Annotated in this window: 13 protein-coding genes; 10 read left to right on the top strand and 3 right to left on the bottom strand. The window is 66.5% G+C overall.

Features of this window, described 5'->3' with window-relative positions:
• Positions 1–30 precede the first annotated feature (30 nt).
• The 5 genes from V7Q48_RS00570 to lpdA all read left to right on the top strand — a co-directional run bounded on the left by V7Q48_RS00570 (position 31) and on the right by lpdA (position 7,687).
• Positions 31–417, top strand: coding sequence for a hypothetical protein (locus V7Q48_RS00570; RefSeq protein WP_333835635.1), 387 nt, complete (start codon positions 31–33; stop codon positions 415–417).
• 332 nt (positions 418–749) lie between these two features.
• Positions 750–1,715 (top strand): malate dehydrogenase, encoded by a 966-nt coding sequence (mdh, locus tag V7Q48_RS00565; RefSeq protein ID WP_333835634.1) that lies wholly within the window; start codon positions 750–752, stop codon positions 1,713–1,715.
• A gap of 267 nt (positions 1,716–1,982) precedes the next feature.
• Positions 1,983–4,820, top strand: coding sequence for a 2-oxoglutarate dehydrogenase E1 component (locus V7Q48_RS00560; RefSeq protein WP_333835633.1), 2,838 nt, complete (start codon positions 1,983–1,985; stop codon positions 4,818–4,820).
• 45 nt (positions 4,821–4,865) lie between these two features.
• A complete protein-coding gene (gene odhB / locus V7Q48_RS00555) occupies positions 4,866–6,152 on the top strand; it encodes a 2-oxoglutarate dehydrogenase complex dihydrolipoyllysine-residue succinyltransferase (protein WP_333835632.1) in 1,287 nt (428 codons plus the stop codon).
• A gap of 119 nt (positions 6,153–6,271) precedes the next feature.
• Positions 6,272–7,687: a dihydrolipoyl dehydrogenase gene (lpdA, locus tag V7Q48_RS00550; protein ID WP_333835631.1), complete on the top strand. Its 1,416-nt coding sequence runs from the start codon at positions 6,272–6,274 to the stop codon at positions 7,685–7,687.
• Between the two features lie 734 nt (positions 7,688–8,421).
• Here the strand turns inward: lpdA and V7Q48_RS00545 are convergent.
• From V7Q48_RS00545 to V7Q48_RS00535, 3 genes are all read right to left on the bottom strand, one after another.
• Positions 8,422–10,809, bottom strand: a complete 2,388-nt coding sequence (locus V7Q48_RS00545; RefSeq protein WP_333835630.1) for a TonB-dependent receptor — start codon at positions 10,807–10,809, stop codon at positions 8,422–8,424.
• 383 nt (positions 10,810–11,192) lie between these two features.
• Positions 11,193–13,520 carry a TonB-dependent receptor gene (locus tag V7Q48_RS00540; RefSeq protein WP_333835629.1) on the bottom strand — a complete coding sequence of 776 codons (2,328 nt, stop codon included), beginning with the start codon at positions 13,518–13,520 and terminating at the stop codon, positions 11,193–11,195.
• Between the two features lie 130 nt (positions 13,521–13,650).
• Positions 13,651–14,574, bottom strand: a complete 924-nt coding sequence (locus V7Q48_RS00535; protein WP_333835628.1) for a LysR family transcriptional regulator — start codon at positions 14,572–14,574, stop codon at positions 13,651–13,653.
• Positions 14,575–14,739: 165 nt separating this feature from the next.
• On the opposite strand from V7Q48_RS00535, the gene V7Q48_RS00530 reads away from it, so the two are divergent.
• From V7Q48_RS00530 to V7Q48_RS00510, 5 genes are all read left to right on the top strand, one after another.
• Entirely contained in the window at positions 14,740–15,333 is a 594-nt protein-coding gene (locus V7Q48_RS00530) for a nitroreductase family protein (protein WP_333835627.1), read from the top strand.
• 162 nt (positions 15,334–15,495) lie between these two features.
• A complete protein-coding gene (locus V7Q48_RS00525; RefSeq protein WP_333835626.1) occupies positions 15,496–16,173 on the top strand; it encodes a murein L,D-transpeptidase catalytic domain family protein in 678 nt (225 codons plus the stop codon).
• 321 nt (positions 16,174–16,494) lie between these two features.
• Entirely contained in the window at positions 16,495–17,706 is a 1,212-nt protein-coding gene (locus V7Q48_RS00520) for an efflux RND transporter periplasmic adaptor subunit (protein ID WP_333835625.1), read from the top strand.
• A 6-nt stretch (positions 17,707–17,712) separates the two neighbouring features.
• Positions 17,713–20,871: an efflux RND transporter permease subunit gene (locus V7Q48_RS00515; RefSeq protein ID WP_333835624.1), complete on the top strand. Its 3,159-nt coding sequence runs from the start codon at positions 17,713–17,715 to the stop codon at positions 20,869–20,871.
• A complete protein-coding gene (locus tag V7Q48_RS00510; protein WP_333835623.1) occupies positions 20,868–22,307 on the top strand; it encodes an efflux transporter outer membrane subunit in 1,440 nt (479 codons plus the stop codon). Before V7Q48_RS00515 ends, V7Q48_RS00510 begins: the two co-directional genes overlap by 4 nt.
• Positions 22,308–22,346: the final 39 nt, after the last annotated feature.

The raw sequence follows: 22,346 nt of genomic DNA, 5'->3' as shown, positions 1-22,346 counted from the left end.
CGCGACCACGACGACCGGAGACCATCGCCCATGCTGCGTTTTGCCCCCCGCTACGGCCTGATCTCGCCCTGTCTGCGCCGCCCTGCCCCGCGCCCCAAAACCCCTGCGAACGACAACGGTCGTGACGAGCGCGCCGGTACGCCCCCCGCCGCCTGCCCGGCGGATCGCTTGACCGCCATGACACGCCCGCGCGCCGCCGCATCCCTCGCCGCCGCCAGCCTCGCGCCCGACGGCCTCATCGCCACCGCGCTGCGTCTTTTCGCCTCGCACGGTCATGGCGCAGCCCAACACGCCGCGAACCGGGCGACACACGCTGCAGCGCGCAACGACCATGACGATGCCCGCTGGTGGGCGGACGTATGCCATACGCTCGACCGCCGCGAGGGCATGGCCCTGCGCAGAGTATTGGGACGATAACCAGACCCTTGCTGTATCGTGGTTTTTGCGTATTTTATCGTAGGACATCATACCAGTGTTCGCACATAACCCTGCGTATATATGGGTTGACCGCAGCCAAACCTGAACACCCGTTAAGCTCTTATCGCTATTGCGAACTGTTATCGCAAAAAGCCTTAATTCCGCGGCTTTTTGCGGTTGCATTCGTCTGCGCGCGGGCCTACCTGCCCTGCACTTGCCGGCAACCCTTACCGTCTCGCGGGCGCGGGGGGGCCTCCTCTTTCGGGGGGCTTGAGTCGGCAGGCGCTTGAACGCTTGTCCCGCGACGACTCCGGGAAAGGACCGTAAAGCACATGGCACGCAAGAAGATCGCGCTCATCGGCGCGGGTAACATCGGTGGCACGCTGGCGCACCTCGCCGCACAGAAGGAACTGGGCGACATCGTCCTGTTCGACGTCGTGGAAGGCGTTCCGCAGGGCAAGGCCCTCGATCTCTCGCAGTGCGGTCCGGTCGAAGGCTTCGATGCCAAGATCACCGGCACCAACGATTACAAGGACATCGCTGGCGCGGACGTCATCATCGTGACGGCTGGCGTGGCGCGCAAGCCCGGCATGAGCCGCGATGACCTGCTCGGCATCAACCTCAAGGTGATGAAGGCCGTCGGCGAAGGCATTCGCGACAACGCCCCCGACGCCTTCGTGATCTGCATCACCAACCCGCTCGACGCGATGGTGTGGGCGCTGCGCGAATTCTCGGGCCTGCCCGCGAACAAGGTCGTCGGCATGGCCGGCGTGCTCGACTCGGCACGCTTCAGCACCTTCCTCGCCTGGGAATTCGGCGTCTCGGTGCGCGACGTGAACTCGTTCGTGCTCGGCGGCCACGGCGACACCATGGTGCCCGTGGTCGAATACTCGACCGTCGCCGGCATCCCCGTCACCGATCTCATCAAGATGGGTGCCTCGACCCAGGAAAAGATCGACGCGATCGTGCAGCGCACCCGTTCGGGTGGCGGCGAGATAGTCGGCCTGCTCAAGACCGGCTCGGCGTTCTACGCCCCGGCCGCCTCGGGCATCGCCATGGCCGAAGCCTACCTCAATGACCAGAAGCGCATCCTGCCCTGCGCCGCTCACGTCGATGGCGCCTATGGCGTCGACGGCCTCTATGTCGGCGTGCCCGTGGTGATCGGCGCCGGCGGCGTCGAGAAGGTCATCGAGATCAACCTCGACGAAACCGCCAAGGCCAACCTCCAGGTCTCGGTCGACGCGGTCAAGGAACTGCTGGAAGCGTGCAAGGGCATCGACCCCTCGCTGGCCGCCTGACCGGATGAGGCGTTGCGTGGCGGGCCTCGTCGCCTGCCGCGCAACGCCGCGTCCTGTCTGCCCGGCACACACCTTTTTATGTCTTCGCGTCCGCCCCCGGGTACGGGATGAATTCCCCCCGAGGGCACGCCATATACCACACCGCCCGTTCGCGGGCATGACCGGCACCACGACCGTGGCGCCTTGAACAGGCCCGAAGGGGTTCGTGGCCTGTGTTCTGTTTTCCCAAGCCCCTCACCTCCCCGGGGGCAACGGAGTCCGACGACGATGGGACAAGACGTGCACGAGTTCGAGATCGACCCGCAGGACGGGCCGCAGCAGGGACCGTCCTGGCAATCCAAGCGCTGGCCGATCACCGATGCCCTGGCCGGCGACGAAATGACCCGTGCGCTCGATCCCATGGCGCTCAAGGTCGAGGTCCAGAAGGCCGCCAAGAAGGGCGGCGCCGCGCCGCTCGACGAAGCCGCGCTGGAGCAGGCCGCCAATGACAGCTACCGCGTCATGCTGCTGGTCCGCACGTATCGCGTGCGCGGCCACCTGGCTGCCGATCTCGATCCGCTCGGCCTGTCCAAGCAGGACCTGCCCGCCGATCTCAGCCCCGAATACTATGGCTTCACCGCCAAGGACATGGACCGCAAGGTCTATCTCGGCGGCACGCTCGGCCTGCAGTGGGGCACCGTGCGCGAGGTCGTCGAGATCCTGCGCAAGAACTACTGCGGCTCGATCGGCCTCGAGTACATGCACATCGCCGACGTCGAGGAGCGCCGCTTCCTGCAGGATCGCATCGAGGGCGGCGACAAGTCGATCGACTTCACGCCCGAGGGCAAGAAGGCGATCCTCGCCGCCGTCGTGCGCGGCGAGCAGTACGAGAAGTTCCTCGGCAAGAAGTACGTCGGCACCAAGCGCTTCGGCCTCGATGGCGGCGAATCGATGATCCCCGCGCTCGAGGCGGTGATCAAGTACGGCGGCCAGCTCGGCGTGCGCGAGATCATCTACGGCATGGCCCACCGCGGCCGCCTCAACGTGCTCGCCAACGTGATGGCCAAGCCCTATCGCGTGATCTTCCACGAATTCTCGGGCGGCAGCGCCAACCCCGAGGACGTCGGCGGCTCGGGCGACGTGAAGTATCACCTCGGCACCAGCACCGACCGGGAGTTCGACGGCACCAAGGTCCACATGAGCCTCGTGCCCAACCCCTCGCATCTCGAGACGGTCGATCCGATCGTGCTCGGCAAGGTGCTGGCGCAGCAGCAGTTCCGTGACGACGTCGGCCCGGGCAAGCACAAGCAGGTGCTGCCGGTGCTGATCCACGGCGACGCGGCCTTCGCCGGCCAGGGCATCGTGTGGGAATGCTTCGGCTTCTCGGGCGTCCACGGCTACAACACCGGCGGCTGCATCCACTTCGTCATCAACAACCAGATCGGCTTCACCACCAGCCCGCAGTTCTCGCGCGGCTCGCCGTACCCGTCGGATGTCGCCAAGGGCGTCCAGGCGCCGATCATCCACGTCAACGGCGACGATCCCGAAGCCGTGACCTTCGCCTGCAAGCTCGCGATCGACTATCGCCAGCAGTTCGGCCGCGACATCGTGATCGACATGTGGTGCTACCGCCGCTTCGGCCACAACGAAGGCGACGAGCCCTCGTTCACGCAGCCGCTGATGTACGCCAAGATCAAGCAGCACCCGGCCGTCTCGTCGCTCTATGCCGAGCGCCTGTCCGCTGAGGGCGTGATCGACAAGGCGTGGAAGGGCGAGGTCGAGGACCACTTCACCGCCACGCTCGAGGCCGAGTTCGAAAACTCGAAGAGCTACAAGGCCAACCAGGCCGACTGGTTCGGCGGTCGCTGGGCCGGGCTCAACAAGCCGGCCGACCCGATGACCGCGCGCCGCAACGTGGCGACCGGCATCGAGCAGAAGCTGTTCGACAGCCTCGGCCGCACGCTGACGACCGTGCCCGACGACCTCACCGTCCACAAGACGCTGGGCCGCGTGCTCGACGCCAAGCGCGAGATGTTCTCGTCGGGCCAGGGCTTCGACTGGGCCACCGCCGAGGCGCTCGCCTACGGCAGCCTCGTCACCGAGGGCTACAACGTGCGCCTCTCGGGCCAGGACTGCGGCCGGGGCACCTTCAGCCAGCGCCACGCCGTCTGGGTCGACCAGAAGGACGAGCACAAGTACGTGCCGCTCGCCTCGCTGCCGCACGGCCGCTTCCAGGTGCTCGACAGCCCGCTGTCGGAATATGGCGTGCTCGGTTTCGAATACGGCTATGCCAGCGCCGATCCCAAGACGTTGGTGCTCTGGGAAGCGCAGTTCGGCGACTTCGCCAACGGCGCGCAGATCGTGATCGACCAGTACATTGCCGCCTCGGAAGCCAAGTGGCTGCGTGCCAATGGCCTCGTCATGCTCCTGCCCCACGGCTACGAAGGCCAGGGTCCCGAGCACTCGTCGGCGCGCCTCGAGCGCTACCTCCAACTCTGCGCCGAAGACAACCTCCAGGTGTGCAACATCACCAGTCCGGCCAACTACTTCCACGTGCTGCGCCGGCAGATGCACCGCTCGTTCCGCAAGCCGTTGATCATCATGACGCCCAAGTCGCTGCTGCGCCACCCGCTGGCAAAGTCGTCGACGGCGGACTTCATCGGTGACGCGCACTTCCAGCGCATCCTGTCCGACCCGGCCGCGCCGCAGGACGACGAGACCCGCAAGGTCGTGCTGTGCTCGGGCAAGGTCGCCTACGACCTGATCGAGGCGCGCGATGCGGCGGGCATCACCGACACGCAGATCATCCGCATCGAGCAGCTCTATCCCTTCCCGGGTGAGCCGCTGGCCCTGCGCCTCTCGCGCATGGCCAACCTCGAAGAGGTGGTGTGGTGCCAGGAAGAGCCGAAGAACAACGGTTCGTGGTTCTTCGTCGAGCCGCTGATCGAGGAATCGCTCAAGGCTGCCAAGAGCCCGATCGCGCGTGCCCGCTACGCCGGCCGTTCGGCTTCGGCTTCGCCGGCAACGGGTCTGGCAAAGCGCCATGCCGCCGAACAGGCTGCCCTGGTCGCCGATGCGCTGTCGCTCTCGGTCCGCGAAGAAATCCGCCGCAAGAAGAAGGCCTGACCGGCCGTTTCGTCAACCTGATCTCTCCCCAAGGAACACCAAGTCATGTCCATCGAAGTCAAGGTTCCGACGCTCGGTGAAAGCGTCAGCGAAGCGACGGTCGGCCAGTGGCTCAAGAAGCCCGGTGAAACGGTGGCGCTCGACGAGCCCATCGTCAGCCTCGAGACCGACAAAGTCGCGGTCGACGTGCCCTCGCCCGTCGCCGGCGTGCTCGGCCAGATCCTCGTCCCCGAGGGTGACACCGTGACCGTCGGCGCGCTGCTCGGCACGATCGAGGACGGCGTCGCCGCCGCCGGTAACGTCGCCGTCGCCCCGCGCGAGGAAAAGCCGGTCGCCCCGGCCTCCGACACCGTCGCGCCCAAGGCCGACGCTGCCCCGGCGGCCACGGCCGCTGCCGCCCCGTCGCAGCTCCAGGCTGCGGCCGACGACGCTGCCGCCGTCGCCGCGCTGTCGCCGGCGGTGCGCCGCGCGGTGCTCGAATACGGCATCGACCCGGCCACGGTTAAGGGCACCGGCAAGGACGGACGCCTGACCAAGGAAGACGTCATGGCGGCCGCGCAGGCCAAGGCTGCCGCACCTGCCCCGGCTGCGACCGCCGCCGCCCCGGTGCCGGCTGCCGTCGCCACGGCCGGCCGCAACGAAGAGCGCGTCAAGATGACGCGCCTGCGCCAGACGATCGCCAAGCGCCTCAAGAGCGCGCAGGAAAACGCCGCGCTGCTCACGACCTTCAACGACGTCGACATGTCGGCGGTGATGGCCGCGCGCGAGAAGTTCAAGGATGCCTTCGAGAAGAAGCATGGCGTGAAGCTCGGCTTCATGTCGTTCTTCGCCAAGGCGTCGGTGCTGGCGCTCAAGGACATCCCGGCGGTCAACGCCCAGGTCCAGGGCGACGAGATCGTCTATCACGACTACGTCGATATCTCGGTCGCCGTCTCGGCGCCGAACGGCCTCGTCGTGCCGGTCGTGCGCGACTGCGACAAGCTGTCGTTCGCCGGCATCGAGAAGGCCATCGCCGAATACGGCAAGAAGGCTCGCGAGGGTTCGCTGACCATGGAAGACATGAAGGGCGGTACCTTCACGATCTCCAACGGCGGCGTGTTCGGTGGCCTGATGTCCACCCCGATCATCAACCCGCCGCAGTCGGCCGTGCTCGGCCTGCACCGCATCGAGGACCGCCCGGTCGTGCGCAACGGCGAGATCGTGATCCGCCCGATGATGTACATCGCGCTGTCCTACGATCACCGCATCATCGACGGCCGCGAGGCGGTGACCGCCCTCAAGACCATCAAGGAAGCGATCGAGGAGCCGACCCGGCTGCTGATCGACCTGTGATCGACGGGTCGTGGCGCGCGGCGGCCAAAAGCCTTGCGCGCCACGCCGTCGTCATCAATTCTGTGCGATAGTCGCGCCATGGCCCGCCAGCACGAGCGGCGCGCGAACAGGAGGCCGAAATGGCTGAATACGATTATGACGTCCTGGTGATCGGTTCCGGCCCCGGTGGCTACGTCGCGGCCATCCGCGCGGCACAGCTGGGCCTGAAGACCGCCTGCGCCGAAGGGCGCGAGACGCTGGGCGGCACCTGCCTCAACGTCGGCTGCATTCCCTCGAAGGCGCTGCTCCACGGTTCGGAGAAGTTCGCCGAGGCCGTCGACGGGACCTTCGCCAACTACGGCATCAAGACTGGCCCGGTCGAACTCGACCTTGCCGCGATGCACCAGCAGAAGCTGGACTCGGTCAAGGGCCTGACCGGCGGCGTGGAATTCCTGTTCAAGAAGAACAAGGTTACCTGGCTCAAGGGCTATGCCACGTTCGAGGACGCGCACCGCGTCACCGTGGCGGGCCAGAGCGTGACCGCCAAGCACATCGTCATCGCCACCGGTTCGTCGGTCACCCCGCTGCCCGGCGTGACGGTCGACAATGATGCCGGCGTCGTCGTCGATTCGACCGGCGCCCTCGCCCTGGCACGCGTGCCCGACCACCTCGTGGTGATCGGCGGCGGCGTGATCGGCCTGGAGCTGGGTTCGGTCTGGCGTCGCCTCGGCGCCAAGGTCACCGTCGTCGAATACCTTGACCAGCTGCTGCCCGGCATGGACGGCGACGTCCGCAAGGAAGCGGCCAAGATCTTCAAGAAGCAGGGCATGGAGCTCAAGCTGTCGACCAAGGTCATGGCGGTCTCGGTCGAAGGCGGCAAGGCCACCCTCACCGTCGAGCCGTCGGCCGGCGGCGCGCCGGAAACGCTCGAGGCCGATTGCGTCCTCGTCGCCATTGGTCGTCGTCCCAACACCGAAGGCCTCGGCCTCGACAAGATCGGGCTCGAGCTGAACAAGCGCGGCCAGATCGAGACCGACCACGACTTCCGCACCAAGGTCGACGGCGTCTGGGCCATCGGCGACGTGATCCCCGGCCCGATGCTCGCGCACAAGGCCGAGGACGAAGGCATCGCCGTGGCCGAGAACATCGCCGGCCTGACCGGCATCGTGAACCACGACGTCATCCCGGGCGTGGTCTATACCTTCCCCGAGTTCGCCGGCGTCGGCCTGACGCAGGAAGCCGCGCTCGAGAAGGCCGGCGGCAACAAGGACAAGATCAAGGTCAGCAAGTTCCCCATGCTGGGCAACAGCCGCGCCAAGACCAACCACGAACCCGATGGTTTCGTGAAGGTCATCGCGGATGCCGACACCGACCGCGTCCTCGGCGTCTGGGCCATCGCCTCGGTCGCCGGCACGATGATCGCCGAAGCCGCGCTCGCGATGGAATTCGGCGCGACCTCGGAAGACATCGCCTACACCTGCCACGCGCACCCGACCCACTCGGAAGCGCTCAAGGAAGCCGCCATGGGCGTCCGCGGCAAGGCGATCCACATCTGACCCATCCGCGCTTCGCGGCGCTGATCACGACCCCCTCCCCCACCCGGGGAGGGGGTTTTCTTTTGTGCGCGGCGGATGCGGTCGGGGGGTGTTTTGGTACGGAACGGGGGCGCCGTTCTGGACAGGGCGATACGCGGCCGATGCCGGTCTGAGTGGAAGCTGGACCCCGGCTCAAGGCCGGGGTGACGAAATGGCGCCACTGAACACCCTCACTGTCACCCTGGCCTTGAGCCAGCGGGCCCGCTTGATCCGGCAAAACGCTGCTCTCTCGTTCCTTCCCCCGTCATTCCCGCGGAGGCGGGAATCCAGGGATCATTCGGAACAGTGTAAGGCAAACTGAATTCCCGCCTTCGCGGGAATGACGAAGTTTGAGGTGGGAGGAGTGGTATCGAAGCCGCGCGCAAGCCGCAGGCGACGGAACAGGCCTGCCCGACGTACGCTCATCATCCCGGCCGTGAACCGGGGGCCCGCTTAATCCGGCCAAAGGCTGCTCTCCCGCTCCTTCCCCCGTCGTTCCCGCGAAGGCGGGAATCCAGCTTTCCTGATATCGTGCCGGATGATCCCTGGATTCCCGCCTTCGCGGGAATGACGGGGCTTGTGAAGGGATAGGCGGTTCTCCCCACAGCCCTGCTCATCCCGAAGCTCCACCGCAGCCGCGCAACCCCACGTGCTCCCCAACAAAAAGCGGCGGAGCTTTCGCTCCGCCGCCTCTTGTTCCAGCCGAAGCCGGTCGATCAGAAGTTGATCGTGGCGTCGATGCCGTAGGTGCGCGGCGCGTTGAAGTTGCCGTAGTCACCCAGGATGTTGTTGATGTTGCCGTTCGTGCCCGCACCGAAGGCCGGGATCGAGTTCGACGGATCGCGACGATAGACGTGCGCTTCGTTGAAGATGTTGCGGCCCCAGACGCCGACGGTCAGCTTCTGGCCACCCGACGAGACGGGGATGTCGGCCAGCGAGATGCGACCGTTGAACAGCACCGCCGAGTCGTTCTTGGTGGCGAACTGGTCGAAGGTCTGCGTCGCCTGCGAGTAGTTCCCGTCGAGGTGGAAACGCAGCGTGGCGTCGCCGATGTTCGCGGGAACTTCGTAGTCGATCGAGCCGCTGGCAGCGTTACGCGGCGTGAACACGATGTACACGTTCTGCTGGATGCCGGTGAACGGGTTCGTGACCAGCGGCAGCTTGGTGTAGGTATAGGCGTACGAGGCGTTCAGCGTCAGGCCGTCGATCGGCTTCACGGTCAGGTCGGCCTCGATCCCGCGGATCTTGGTCGTGCCCGGCACGTTGACGGTTTCCAGCACGTTCACGTTCGAGCCGTTCGACACGAAGATCGCGTTGAAGTCGACCTGGCTGTTCTTGCGCTCCATGATGTAGCCGGCGATGTTGAACCGCGCGCGGCGGTCGAACAGGTCTGCCTTCAGGCCCACTTCGTACGAGGTGACGGTTTCGGGGTCGAAACCGCGGTACGTGGGCGAACGCGAGGAGGCACCGCCGGCGCGGTAGCCGGTCGCCCACTTGGCGTAGACGTGGGTGTCGGCGTTCACGTCGTAGGCGACGGTCGCCATCGGGTTGAACTTGTTCCACGTCTTGTCGAGACGGTTGCCGTTGGCGGCGTTGCGGAACGTCACCAGCGTGCCGGTCTTCTCGTCGTGGGTATAGCGGCCGCCGACGGTGACATGCAGCGCATCGGTGAAGTTCGCGGTCGCCTGGGCATAGCCGGCGATGCTCTTCGAGTTGGCCACCGAGGCGCGGTCGATCGAGGCGAACGGGTTGGTGAACACCGCCGGGTTGATCGTGTAGCTGGTGCCGTCGGCGTTCCAGACGTTCGAGTTCGGCGTGGCGGCGTTATCCGACACGTGCTCGTTGAAGTAGAACACGCCGGCGACGTAGTCGACCATGCCGATCGTGCCGACCGCCTGCAGTTCCTGGCTGAACTGATGCTGCCACAGGTTGGCGAGCGAGTAGCGGCTGAACGCGCCGTTCGGGGCGTAGACGGGCACGCGGTGCGCACCGCCCGAGTTGTCCCACTGCTCTGAGCTCACACCGCGCCATGCGGTGATCGAGCGCAGTTCGATCTCGGGCGCGATCTTCCACTTGAGGGTGTTGGTGAAGCCGTGCGTACGGTCGACGCTGGGCGCCTGCGGCACGCCGATGTCGGCGACCTTCATGCGAGTCTGGCCATTGACCTGGACGATCGCGGGCAGGCTCTTCACGGTGCCGGTGACGGTGACGAAGCTGGTGCCCGGCGTGCTGCACGCACGGGTGACGGCACCGGCGACGCAGCCGTTGGGGTTGTAGTTCAGCAGCTGGCTGTAGAACGGCGAGTTGCTGTCCCAGCCGTTGTCGTAGCTGAAATCGTTGGTGATGTCGGCCGACGGCTTCCAGCGCACCGCGATGCGTCCGCCACGACGGTCGAAGTAACCGAAGCCGGTCTGGCCCGCGAGCGGATTCTTGGTGATCGCGCCCTGATACTGGGCAACGCCGTCGAGCTTGACGCTAAAGTTGTTGAATTCGGGCAGGTCGAGGTGAATTTCACCGTTGTACGAACCATAGTTGCCGAAGCCGCCCGAGACGCGACCGCCGAATTCGCCCGAGGGGGCCTTGGAGACGAGGCTGAGCGCACCGCCTTCGGTGTTGCGGCCGAACAGGGTGCCCTGCGGGCCCTTGAGGACTTCGACGCGCTCCATGTCGAACAGCGCGGCGTTCAGGCCATGCTGACGACCCATGTATACGCCGTCGATGTAGACGCCGACACCCTGCTCGCGAGCGGGCTGGTTGGCGTCGAGCGGAACGATGCCGCGGATACCGATGGTCAGCGCGGTCTGGCGCGCTTCGAAGGTGGCGACGCGCAGCGAGGGAACCGCGCCGTCGGCGAGGTCGAGCAGGCTCTGCACGTGACGTTCCTTGATGATGTCGGCGGTGACGACATTCATCGAGATCGGAGTCTTCTGCAGATTGGTTTCGCGCTTCGTCGCAGTAACGACGATTTCGGTCAGGCCACCGGACTGCGCGTCAGCGGCAGCGACGTCGGCCGCGGGGGCGGCGTCGGCTGCAAAGGCGGGCATGGCGACGAGCGCAACGGCGCCCGCCCCGGCCATCAGGCCGGCACGAATGGTCTTCGACATGGATAGTCCCTCACTGGTGAGGCCTAAGGCGGCCCCTTCGCCGGCCGCACTAGGCGCGATTGGCTGCACTTTTGTGACGATAAGGTGTCATGCAATGTAACATTTGACGGGAGTTTGACGGAAAAAGGCCGTCCAAACCCAGCATTCATCGGCTCATGCTGCAGTGCACGCAAATGACAGCCACAAAATAGGCCCGAAAAACAGTGTCACTCATGGAACCAATTGGCGAATCGCGCGCGGCATAGCGCGACCGCACCCGCAAACGCGAAACGCCCCGTCACGGAATGTGACGAGGCGTATCGTTGTCCAGAAGCGGCAGGGCGAACCTGGGCCTCCCTTTGCTGGCAGGCAGGGTGCGGCGAAGCCCGCACCCCGCCCGATCGTCAGAAGCCAGCCTTGAGCGTCGCGAAGATCTGGCGCGGTGCACCGGCGAGCAGCGTCTGGTTGTCGCCGCTGAAGCCGAAGCCGTTGGACCCGATCGTGGCGACGTAGCGCTTGTCGAACAGGTTGGTGCCGTTGATCTGCAGTTCGACCGGGGTGCGCTGACCCACGTCGAGGCGGTAGCCGATGGTGGCATCGACCAGCGTCCGGCTCGGCACCGACTTGTCGTTGGTGTAGGTGAAATAGCGCTTGGACATGTAGTTGACCGCCACGCGCCCGAAGAAGGAGGTGCTTTCATACGACAGTTCGCCGCGAGCGAGGTGCTTGGGGGTGTCGACCACGGTCTTGCCCGCAGTCGGCTGCACCACCGTCACGCCGCCCGAACGATAGGTGACGTTGTCGCGGTACGTGTTGTCGTTGTAGCTGTACGAGGCGAACAGCGCGAAGCCGTAGGGCAGCTTGTAGTTGCCGACCGCCTCGAAGCCATAGGCGCGCACGTCACCCACGTTCTGCACCACGTTGGCCGAGCCGACGATGCCGACCGAGGTCGGGATGGTCAGCAGGCGATTGCGGAAGTTGACGTAGTAGGCACCGAGCACGCCGTTGAAGTTGCCCGTGTTGAAGCGCAGGCCGCCTTCGTAGGTGTCCGACTGCTCGGGCTTGAGGCCGTTGGCGGAGATCGTGTTGAAGCCGGCCTGCGTGGTCGAGAACGGGCTGCTGGTGGCATCGGCGGTGAACGCGCGCGTCACCTGGGTGAAGCCGGCGAACAGTTCGCTGCCGCCGCCCAGCTTGTAGGTCACGCCGGCATGCGGCTGGAACCAGTCACGCGCTCGCAGCGAACCGATGGCGTGGCCGCCAGGGGTCAGCTCGAAGTTGCGCGAGGCGTTGTTCTTGACGTCGAAGCCCTTCCAGCCAAGGTTAATCTTGAACTGGCCGAGGTCGATGTCGTCCATGACGTAGTACTGGTACGTCACGGTGTTGTAGCTCATGTCCCACTGCGTTGCGAACGGGTTCGACAGGAAGTGGTGGAAGTCGATCCCGGGCGTGGTGCGGCTGGTGAAGCCGTAGAAGCGACGCGCCTGGTTGAAGTCGTTGTTCTCGGCCCAGCCGCCAATCGTCAGCTTGTTCATGCCAAGGTCGGCGACGATGTTGCCGAACACGCCTTCGCGCTTGATGTCGTATTCGGTCGTGCGCGTCGACATCGGCACGCCGCTCGGGCTGGCCAGATAAGGCGTGCCCCAGAGGCCCATGCCGCGGTTGTGGTGGTAATAGGTCTTGAGCGCAAACGACAGCGTGTCGCTCAGCGGGCCGCTGGCGCCGAAGGCATAGACCCAGTCGCGGCGCAGGCCGGCGGCATCGTAATAGGCATCGTCGGGCGAGGTGATCTTGCCCGGATAGGTCGTGCCCGCGGCCGGGTTCGTCGGCACGACGCCGGTGTAGCCGTTGTTGGCGCCGATGTCGGCGACGCGGACGGCCAGGGCGTACTGGCCGGGACCGAAGTTGTCCCAGTCATAGCCAAGGCGCCCGATCTGCTCGAGCGAGAGATCCTGGTAGTCCTGCTCGACGCGGTCGGAATAGCTGTACCAGCCCTCGAGGTTGACCGCACCGGCGGGCGCGATGAACTTGACGTTGGTCATCAGCGTGCGCTGCTGGCCATTGCCCTTCCACTTGTTGCCGTCCTGGTACTGCAGCGAGGCAAAGCCGCGCACGCCGTCGGGGGTGCCCACGGCGATGCGGCCAAACCCGCGCCAGGTCTCTTCCGAGCCGTAGGAGCCGCTGGCGTCGATGGCGACGTGGTGGTCGCGCAGCAGTTCGGCCGGGTCGATCGACTTGAACTCGAGCGTACCACCCAGGTTGCTGGTCGACTGCGTGTCGATCGCGCCCGAACCCTGCGACACGGCGGTGACGCCGATGTTCTCGGGGCTGATCGCGCGGCTGACGTGCAGGCCGTTCATGTTGCCGTAGCTCATGTTGCCCAGCGGAATGCCGTCGAGCGTGAAACCGAGCTGGTTCTGGTTGAAACCGCGGATGGTCACACGGGTCGACCATTCGTAGTTGCCGAAAGCGTCGGCCGACTGGAAGTTGACGCTGGGCAGCTTCTCTATCGCCTTGAGCGGGCTGGTGCCCGACGCGAGGACCGCGAGATCGGCGGTGCGTAGTTCCTGGGTCTGGCGGGTCTGGCCGGTGCCATAGACCACGATCGCCTCGCCGGTGTCGGCAGCGGGCGCTTCGGCAGCAGGAGCGGCAGCCTCAGCAGCCGTTTCGGCAGCGAGGGCGGGATGGGCGGCCACGACGGCACAGCCGGCGAGCAGGATCGAAAGACGACGCATGAATATCCCTCATGGACAAGCCCTCCGCTATAGGAGGCGCGTCGCGGCGGTTAGGCCTGCTGCATTGCAATATTATGCCCGTTTCGTGACGGTCGTGCGACGATTATTCCGCATACGCGTCATCGTTCTGTCATGTCACAGTATCGGCGCCAACGCTTTGGGCTGAACAACCTGCCACTACCTTGTCGAGCAGCCAGCGACGCGCCGGGCCGGCCGCGCTGTCGCGGCGCCACTGGGCATGGAGCGGATAATTGATGCTCGCGCCCTCGGGCATGGCCAGCCGCACCAGCCGCCCCGCCGCGAGGTCATCGGCGATCAGGTGCAACGGCATGTTGCCCCAGCCGATTCCCTGGCGCAGCAGCGCGTGCTTGGAACCCAGATCCCCCAGCCGCCAGGTCCGCGCCGACAGGACTGAAAAGTCACGACCCTCGGTCAATGACGAGCGGTCGGACAGGACCAGTTGGAGGTGCTGCCGCCCCGCACCCGGCGGGATCACCGGTAGCTGCGCGAGGGGATGGCCCGGCGCCGAGACCGGCACCAGATCGACCGATCCGATGGTGATGCGGTCGAGCGTCGGGTTTTCGACCACGACTGCGCCGGTGATGGCCAGGTCGGCCCGGGCGTCGAGCAGGAGCCCCGGCACCGCGCCCAGCGCCTCGACATGCAGGCGCAGGTCGACGGTCGGGAAGGCCGCGGCGAAGTCCTGCAGCAGGTGGGCGAGCGTCTCGGCGGGGAACATGACATCGACCGCCAGGGTCAGTTCGGCCTCCAGCCCCTGGTTGTGGCCGCGCACCCGCGCCACCAGGGCATCGACGCTGTCGGCGAGATCGCGCGCGCTGGCGAGCACGGCCCGCCCCGCCTCAGTCAGCTGGGGCCGGCGCGAGCCCTCGCGGTCGAACAGCGAGACACCGAGCTGCGCCTCCATGCTGGCGATGCCGTAGCTGATGACCGACACCGCGCGCCCCAGACGCCGGGCGGCACCGTTGAAGCTGCCCTCGTCGATCACCGCGAGGAAGATGCGCACTTGGTCGATACTCGGCTGGCCGACGTCCATGCCCTGCCCCATTCCAAAGAGTTGAACATCCATATGCAAAAAATGGGGATTATCGAAAAGGCTTTCCTCCGGCAAAACCGCGCCAAGGTGGTGGACGACGCATCGACCGATGCGACCCGCTTGCCGCCGACCTGTCCTTCCTCGCAAATTTTCGGGATTTTATCGATGAGCGAACGTAAAGCCGATGCCCGCGTCCTGCCCGTGATCGTCGACCGTTGGTCCCCGCGCGCCTTCGATGGCGTGGCGGTTCCGGCCGAAGACCTTGCCGTTATCTTCGAGGCGGCGGGCCTTGCCCCGTCGGCCTTCAACGTCCAGCCTTGGCGGTTCCTCTATGCCGTCCCCGGCGATGCCAACTGGGACGCGTTCGTCGACATCCTCGTGCCGTTCAACCAGGGTTGGGCCAAGGACGCAGGCGCGCTGGTGTTCATCCTCTCGCAGGAAACCTCGACCGGCCCCGATGGCAAGACCGGCCCGCTCTACAGCCACAGCTTCGATGCCGGCTCCGCCTGGGCGCTGCTGGCGATTCAGGCCACGTCAATGGGCTATCACACGCACGGCATGACCGGCATCGACTTCGACAAGGCACGCACCGTGCTGGGCGTTCCGGAAGGGTTCCGGATCGAGGCGGCGACCGTCATCGGCCGCCAGACCACGCCGGAAAAGCTCCCTGATTTCCTTCGCGAGCGTGAAGCCCCGAGCGGTCGCAAGCCCGTGGGCGAATTCGCCGTTGCCGGCACCTTCGCCAACCTGCCCGCCTGACGCGACAGGCCGCAAAGGTTCCCTGCCCGCCCAACGGCCAGTGCGACGTGATGCACCGTTCATCGCATCACGCAGCACTGGCCCTTGGCATGGATCATGCCTGACGCCATTTTGACCCTGGACGACAAGCATTTCGCAAAAACACTTCGGGGTCACGCAATCATGAATTTTGGCAGGCGCCAGTTCCTCGGCGCATTTGCCGGTACGGCGGCCTCGGCTCTGTTTCCCCGCACGGCGGCGGAAGCGATCGCGCCCCTTCAGCCGACGACCGGTGCTTGGACGCCAGGTCTCGGGCCGGGTGCCGAAGCTCTCCCTCCCGCCGTGCCGGGGGCCAACAGCCCGGCTCTGCTGAACCGCGCACTCGACGCACTGCACACCCACGCCGCCCGGGTTTCCGCGCGCGACGTCATCGGCATCGTCGACTTCTCCGCCCCCTCGCGCGAGGCACGCATGCAACTGGTCGACGTGGCCAGCGGCCGCGTCGTGTCGAGCCATCTCGTTGCTCATGGCCGCGGTTCGGACCCGGCCAACAAGGGCTGGGTGGAAAAGCTGTCGAACGCCTGGGGCTCGGAGGCATCGTGCAGCGGCAGCTTCCTGACCGGCGAGACCTATTACGGGCGCCATGGCCGCTCGCGCCGGCTGGCCGGGCTCGATCCCGAAAACAACCTGGCGCAGCCGCGCGGCATCGTCATCCATGCGGCGAGCTACGTCGGCCCCGACATCGTCTCGATGCAGGGCCGCGTCGGTCGCAGCCAGGGCTGCTTTGCGGTGTCGAATGACGACATCGACCATGTCCTGCAGATTCTGGGACCAGGCCGGCTGCTCTACGCCGCACGCTGAGGGTCCACGGGACGCGAGCCGGAAAGTATCTACCCCCGGCTCGGAGTTCGGTTCCCGTGACGACCCAAAAGGTTGTCACAGGTCGATAAGGCTTGCCTCACCCGCCTTAGTGTGATCCCGACAGGCATCTGCCCCGTCGGTTGGCCGTGCATTGCCCGGACTTGTCATAAAGTGTCGCAGCGCTTCCCCGCGAAGCCCTTTGTGCGGCGCACCGTGACGAAGCTGTGCTACCGCCCGGCCCGAATCACACTATTCGGTGAAAGAATGCTGCACAGTCTACCGGTTGCATCCCCCGCCCGGCGTCCGGCCCTCCCTTCCCTTGTGGCATTCGGCCGCGTGTTCGCGATTTCCACGCTCGCTGCCTCGACCCTGGCCCTCGCCGGATGCGGCAGCAAGGACGACGGCAAGAAACCGAAGGAAATCCAGGTCGGCTATATCGTCGCCAGGCAGACCTCGGTGCCCGTGACGACCGAGCTGTCCGGCCGCACGGTCGCCAGCGAAATTGCCGAAGTGCGTCCGCAGGTTACCGGGATCATCCTGCAGCGGCTGTTCACCGAGGGCTCCTACGTCACGGCCGGGCAGCCGCTCTACCAGATCGATTCGCGCAGTTATGCGGCCAGTGCCAACCAGGCCGCCGGCAACCTTGCCGCCACACAGGCGACGGTCGAGGCGCTGCGCATCAAGGCCGAGCGCTACAAGCTGCTGGCCGACCAGGGCGGCATCTCGCGCCAGGATGCGGCCGACGCGCTCGCCGCCTACAATCAGGCCCGCGGCCAGGTGCTGGCCCAGCGCGGTGCGCTCCAGGCCGCACGGGTCAGTCTCGGATTTACCCGCATCCTCGCCCCGATCAGCGGGCGGATCGGTGTCTCGAGCGTGACGAAGGGCGCGCTGGTGACCACCAGCCAGACCGACGCGCTCGCCAAGATCCAGAAGCTCGACCCGATGTGGGTCAACATCCAGCAGTCGAGCAACGACTACATGGCGCTGCGCCGCGCGCTGCAATCGGGCAAGCTGGCCGCCGATGGCACCGCCGCGGTCAAGATCATCCTGTCCGATGGCACCGAGTGGCCGGTCGAAGGCCGGCTCAACTTCGCCGACGTCGACGTGGCGTCGGGCACCGGCACCGTCATCCTGCGCGTGACCGTGCCCAACCCGCGCGGCGACCTGCTGCCCGGCCTCTTCGTCAAGGCGCGGATCGTCCAGGGCATCGTGCCCAACGGCATCCTGGTGCCGCAGGGCGCGGTCAGCCGCACGCCGCGCGGCAGCGCCACCGTGCTGGTACTGAACGCCAAGAGTGAGGCCGAGACTCGCGACATCACCGCCGACACGCCGGTCGGCACCGACTGGCTCGTCACCAGCGGCCTCAAGCCTGGCGACAAGGTCATCACCGAGGGCCTCGTCGGCGCCAAGCCCGGCGCCAAGGTCAAGGCCAGCCCCGCCGGTTCGCCCCCGCCCGCCATGGATGGCGGCAAGAGCGGCGCTCCGGGCAACGGCGGCAGCACTGGCCCCGGCACCGGCAAAGCGGGGCAGTAACCGGCGATGCTATCCAAATTCTTTGCCTACCGGCCGATCTTCGCATGGGTCATCGCCATCGTCGTGATGGCCGCGGGCGCCTTCTCGATCACCACGATGGGCGTCGAGCAATATCCCGACATCGCCCCGCCGACGGTGTCGATCGGCGCGACGTATAACGGCGCCGACGCCTCCGCAGTCGAAAACAGCGTCACCCAGGTTCTCGAGCAGCAGCTCAAGGGCATCGACGGCCTGCTCTACTTTACCTCGAACAGCACCAACGGCTCGGCCAACATCACGGTGACGTTCGAGAAGGGCGTCAATCCCGACACCGCGCAAGTGCAGGTCCAGAACGCGATTTCGCGCGCGACCAACCGCCTGCCCGCCATCGTGCAGCAGCAGGGCGTGACCGTGACCAAGGCGCAGAACGACCAGCTTCTCGTCGCTGCGCTCTTCGACACGTCGGGTCGCAGCACCAATGCCGACATCGCCGACTACTTGACGACTCATTTCCAGGATCCGCTGTCACGCGTCGAGGGCGTGGGCTCCGCCGACGTGTTCGGCTCGTCCTACGCCATGCGCATCTGGCTCGATCCGGCGAAACTGGCCGGCGTAAACCTGATGCCCTCCGACGTGACGGCCGCGCTTCAGGCGCAGAACACGCAGGTCGCCGCGGGTGAGATCGGCTCGCTTCCCTCACTCGAGGGCCAGCGGCTCGACGCAACGGTCACCGCACGTTCGCGCCTGCAGACGGTGGACGACTTCAAGAAGGTCATCATCAAGACCAGCAGCGATGGCGGCCAGGTGCGCCTGACCGACGTCGCGCGGGTGGAGATGGGCCAGGAAAGCTATGCCTCGATCAACACGCTCAACGGCAATCCGGCGACCGGTATCGCGGTGAGCCTGGCCTCGGGCGCCAACGCCATGGCCACGGCCAAGCTGGTCAAGGCCAAGGTCACCGAGCTGTCGAAGGACATGCCGCAAGGTTACCAGATCGACTACCCCCGCGATTCTAGTACCTTCGTCAAGATCTCGATCGAGGAAGTGGTGAAGGCGCTGTTCGAGGCGATCGCGCTGGTCGTGGTCGTGATGTTCCTGTTCCTGCAAAGCTGGCGCGCCACGCTGATCCCCGCGATCGCCGTGCCGGTCGTGCTGCTGGGCACTTTCGGCATCCTCGCGTTCTTCGGCTATTCTGTGAACACGCTGACGATGTTCGGCCTCGTGCTGGCGATCGGCCTGCTGGTCGACGACGCGATCGTGGTGGTCGAGAACGTCGAGCGCGTGATGCACGAGGAACATCTTTCGCCGCTCGATGCGACCGTCAAGTCGATGGACGAGATCACCTCGGCGCTGATCGGTATCACGCTCGTGCTGACCGCGGTGTTCATCCCGATGGCGTTCTTCGGCGGGTCGACCGGCGCGATCTATCGCCAGTTCTCGGTGACGATCGTCTCGGCCATGGTGCTGTCGGTGATCGTCGCGCTCGTGCTGACGCCCGCGCTCTGCGCCACGCTGCTGAAAGCCACCGACAAGCCCAAGGGTCGCTTCTTCCGCGGCTTCAACCGTCGTTATGACCGGCTCGAGAGCGGCTATGCCAGCCGCCTGTCGCGCGTGGTGGCGCGACCGTTGCCGTGGATGCTCGGCTTTGTCGCCATCATCGGCGTGATGGTCTTCTTCTACATGCGCCTGCCCACCAGCTTCCTGCCCGACGAGGACCAAGGCCAGCTGCAGCTGAGCTACACCTTGCCGGTCGGCTCGACGATGGAGCAGACGCGCGCCGTCGCCGCGCAGGCGCAGGCCTATATCCAGAAGACCGAGGCCGCTAACATCCAGGCGGTGTTCATCGTCACGGGCCGTGGCCAGGGCGGCAGCGGCCAGAACACCGGCCAGGGCTTCATCCTGCTCAAGAACTGGGACGAGCGATCGGGCAGCGACAACAGCGCCTCGGCCATCGCCCAGCGCCTCAACAAGGCCTTCGCCATGCGCCTCGGGCGCCAGGCCCAGGTCTTCGTGCTGTCCCCGCCGGCCATCCGCGGCTTGGGCAACTCGGGCGGCTTCGACATGTACCTGCAGGACGCCCAGGGCCAGGGCCGCACCGCCCTGACGGCTGCGCGCAAGCAACTGGTCGAGCAGGCCAACGCCGGCACGGACGTGACGCAGGCACGCCTACAGGGCCTGGAAGATACGCCGCAGCTCAAGGTCACGCTCAACGACGAGGCGATCACCGCCTTCCAGATCTCGCCATCGGACGTGAACTCCACCCTGTCGACCGCATGGGGCGGCAACTACGTCAATGACTTCGTCGACCGCGGCCGCGTCAAGAAGGTCTACGTTCAGGGCGATGCGCCCTATCGCAGCAAGCCGCAGGACCTTGGCCAGTGGTTCGTGCGCGGCAGCAACGGCCAGATGGCGCCGTTCTCCGCCTTCTCGCAGACCACATGGACCGTGGGTGCCCCGGTCCTGCCGCGCTTCAACGGCATCGCCGCGCAGGAAATCGTCGGCAACCCGGCTCCCGGCGTCAGTTCGGGCCAGGCGATGATGCAGATGGAAGACATGGCGGGCAAGCTCAACGGCGGATATGCCGTCGCCTGGGCGGGCCTGTCGTACCAGGAACGCGCCGCCAGCAGCCAGACCGGCCTGCTCTATGGCGCGTCGATCTTCTTCATCTTCCTGTGCCTCGCTGCGCTGTACGAGAGCTGGTCGGTGCCGGTTTCGGTGCTGATGGTCATCCCGCTCGGCGTCATCGGCGCCGTCCTCGCGGTCACGCTGCGTGGCTTCAACAACGACATCTATTTCCAGGTGGCGCTGCTGACCACGATCGGCCTCTCCGCCAAGAACGCGATCCTCATCGTCGAGTTCGCCGAGGCCGCGCTGCTGCGCGGAGCCAAGCCGGTGGACGCGGCGCTCGAGGCCGCGCGCCTGCGCTTCCGCCCGATCATCATGACCTCGGTGGCGTTCATCGCCGGCGTCATCCCGCTCGCCATCGCCAGTGGCGCCGGCGCCAACGGCCGCCGCGAGATCGGCACCGGTGTGCTCGGCGGCATGCTGTCGGCGACGTTCCTCGCGATCTTCCTCGTGCCGCTGTTCTTCGTGCTGGTGAAGCGCCTGTTCGACCGCCGCAAGAAGACCGATACGGCACCCGACGACGGTGGCCGCGATCATCCCAACAACGAGGTGACGGCATGACCCGCATCGCCACGCTCGCCCGCGGCCTCATGGCCGGCGGCACGCTCATGGCGCTGGGCGCCTGCAACATGGCGCCGCATTACGTGCGCCCCGACCTGCCCGTCGCGCCCGCGCTTCCGCAAGGCACCAGCTATCCGACGCTGGCGGCCGGCGACGGTGCGGTCGACGCGATCGGCTGGCAGGCGTTCTTCACCGACCAGCGCCTCAAGGACACGATCACACTGGCGCTGGCCAACAATCGCGATCTGCGCAGTGCCATCGCGGCGGTGGAGCAGGCCCGTGCGCAGTACAAGGTCGGCCGCGCCGCCCTGCTGCCGACGGTGACCGCAGGCCCCAGCGCCTCGATCAGCCGGGGCGGCAATGGCGGGAATGGCACCGGCGCCGGCGGCAACTTCGGCAGCGGGACCAACGAGAACTATCAGCTGAGCGGCGGGATTTCGGCTTTCGAGCTCGACCTCTGGGGCCGCCTGCGCAACACCAGCCGCGCGGCATTCGAGACCTATCTCGCCAGCGCCGAAGGCCGCCGCGCAACGCAGATCACGCTGGTCTCCGAAACCGCGACCGCGTGGCTGACCCTGGCTGCCGATCGCGACGGCCTGGCCGTGGCGCAGGCGACGCTCGGCACGCGCGAGCAGACGCTCAAGCTGACGCAGCAGCTCGAGGCCAATGGCATCGGCACCAAGCTGGCGGTGGCCCAGGCGCAGACCGCGCTCGACACCACCCGCGCCGACGTAGCCGATTACACCACCGCCGTGGCACAGGACCGCAACGCGCTCGAACTTCTCACCGGTGCCCCGGTGCCCGAGGCGCTCCTTCCCACCACGCTGGGCGACGGCACGCAGATGCTGACCAGCCTGCCGGTCGGGCTGTCGTCCGAGGTCCTGCTGCGACGTCCCGACGTGCTTCAGGCCGAGCACACGCTCGAGGCCGCCAACGCGCGCATCGGCGTGGCCCGCGCGGCGTTCTTTCCCAGGATTTCGCTGACCGGGCTGCTCGGGCTGGCGAGTTCCAGCCTGTCGGGTCTGTTCGACGGCGGCCGCTTCACGTGGTCCGCGAGCGGCAGCGCGACCCAGACGCTGTTCGACGGCGGGGCGCTGGCCGGCAACCTCGCCTACGCCAAGGCGACGCGCGATGTCGCCGTCGCCTCCTACGAGAAGTCGATCCAGGTCGCATTCCGCGAAGTGGCCGATGCGCTCGCACGTCGCGGCACCATCGACGACAAGCTGAAGGCGCAGGAAAGCTATCTCGCCAATGCGCAGAAGGCGGCGGACATCACCCGCTCGCTCTATCGCAACGGCATCAATACCTTCCTTGAACCTCTCGATGCCGACCGTACCGCCTATGCGGCGCGGCAGGCCCTGGTGTCGGCGCGCCTGGCCCGCGCGACGAACATGGTGACCCTCTACGAAGTGCTGGGCGGCGGGATCGCTCCGTAACGGTCGCGAACCGGCTGCATCGATGCTTGCTGCGGCGCG

The sequence above is a fragment of the Novosphingobium sp. genome (assembly GCF_036803765.1).
In the GTDB taxonomy this organism is placed as follows: domain Bacteria; phylum Pseudomonadota; class Alphaproteobacteria; order Sphingomonadales; family Sphingomonadaceae; genus Novosphingobium.
The sequence above is the reverse complement of the archived record's forward strand: the minus strand, read 5'-3'. Positions and strand labels throughout refer to the sequence as shown.

Bases quoted from the DNA above. Each gene is read 5' to 3' on its own strand.
- mdh (WP_333835634.1), top strand. From the start codon at position 750: ATGGCACGCAAGAAGATCGCGCTCATCGGCGCGGGTAACATCGGTGGC.
- V7Q48_RS00530 (WP_333835627.1), top strand. From the start codon at position 14,740: ATGAGCGAACGTAAAGCCGATGCCCGCGTCCTGCCCGTGATCGTCGAC.
- V7Q48_RS00510 (WP_333835623.1), top strand. From the start codon at position 20,868: ATGACCCGCATCGCCACGCTCGCCCGCGGCCTCATGGCCGGCGGCACG.
- V7Q48_RS00515 (WP_333835624.1), top strand. From the start codon at position 17,713: ATGCTATCCAAATTCTTTGCCTACCGGCCGATCTTCGCATGGGTCATC.
- V7Q48_RS00570 (WP_333835635.1), top strand. From the start codon at position 31: ATGCTGCGTTTTGCCCCCCGCTACGGCCTGATCTCGCCCTGTCTGCGC.
- V7Q48_RS00540 (WP_333835629.1), bottom strand. From the start codon at position 13,520: ATGCGTCGTCTTTCGATCCTGCTCGCCGGCTGTGCCGTCGTGGCCGCC.
- lpdA (WP_333835631.1), top strand. From the start codon at position 6,272: ATGGCTGAATACGATTATGACGTCCTGGTGATCGGTTCCGGCCCCGGT.
- V7Q48_RS00560 (WP_333835633.1), top strand. From the start codon at position 1,983: ATGGGACAAGACGTGCACGAGTTCGAGATCGACCCGCAGGACGGGCCG.
- V7Q48_RS00535 (WP_333835628.1), bottom strand. From the start codon at position 14,574: ATGGACGTCGGCCAGCCGAGTATCGACCAAGTGCGCATCTTCCTCGCG.
- odhB (WP_333835632.1), top strand. From the start codon at position 4,866: ATGTCCATCGAAGTCAAGGTTCCGACGCTCGGTGAAAGCGTCAGCGAA.
- V7Q48_RS00545 (WP_333835630.1), bottom strand. From the start codon at position 10,809: ATGTCGAAGACCATTCGTGCCGGCCTGATGGCCGGGGCGGGCGCCGTT.
- V7Q48_RS00525 (WP_333835626.1), top strand. From the start codon at position 15,496: ATGAATTTTGGCAGGCGCCAGTTCCTCGGCGCATTTGCCGGTACGGCG.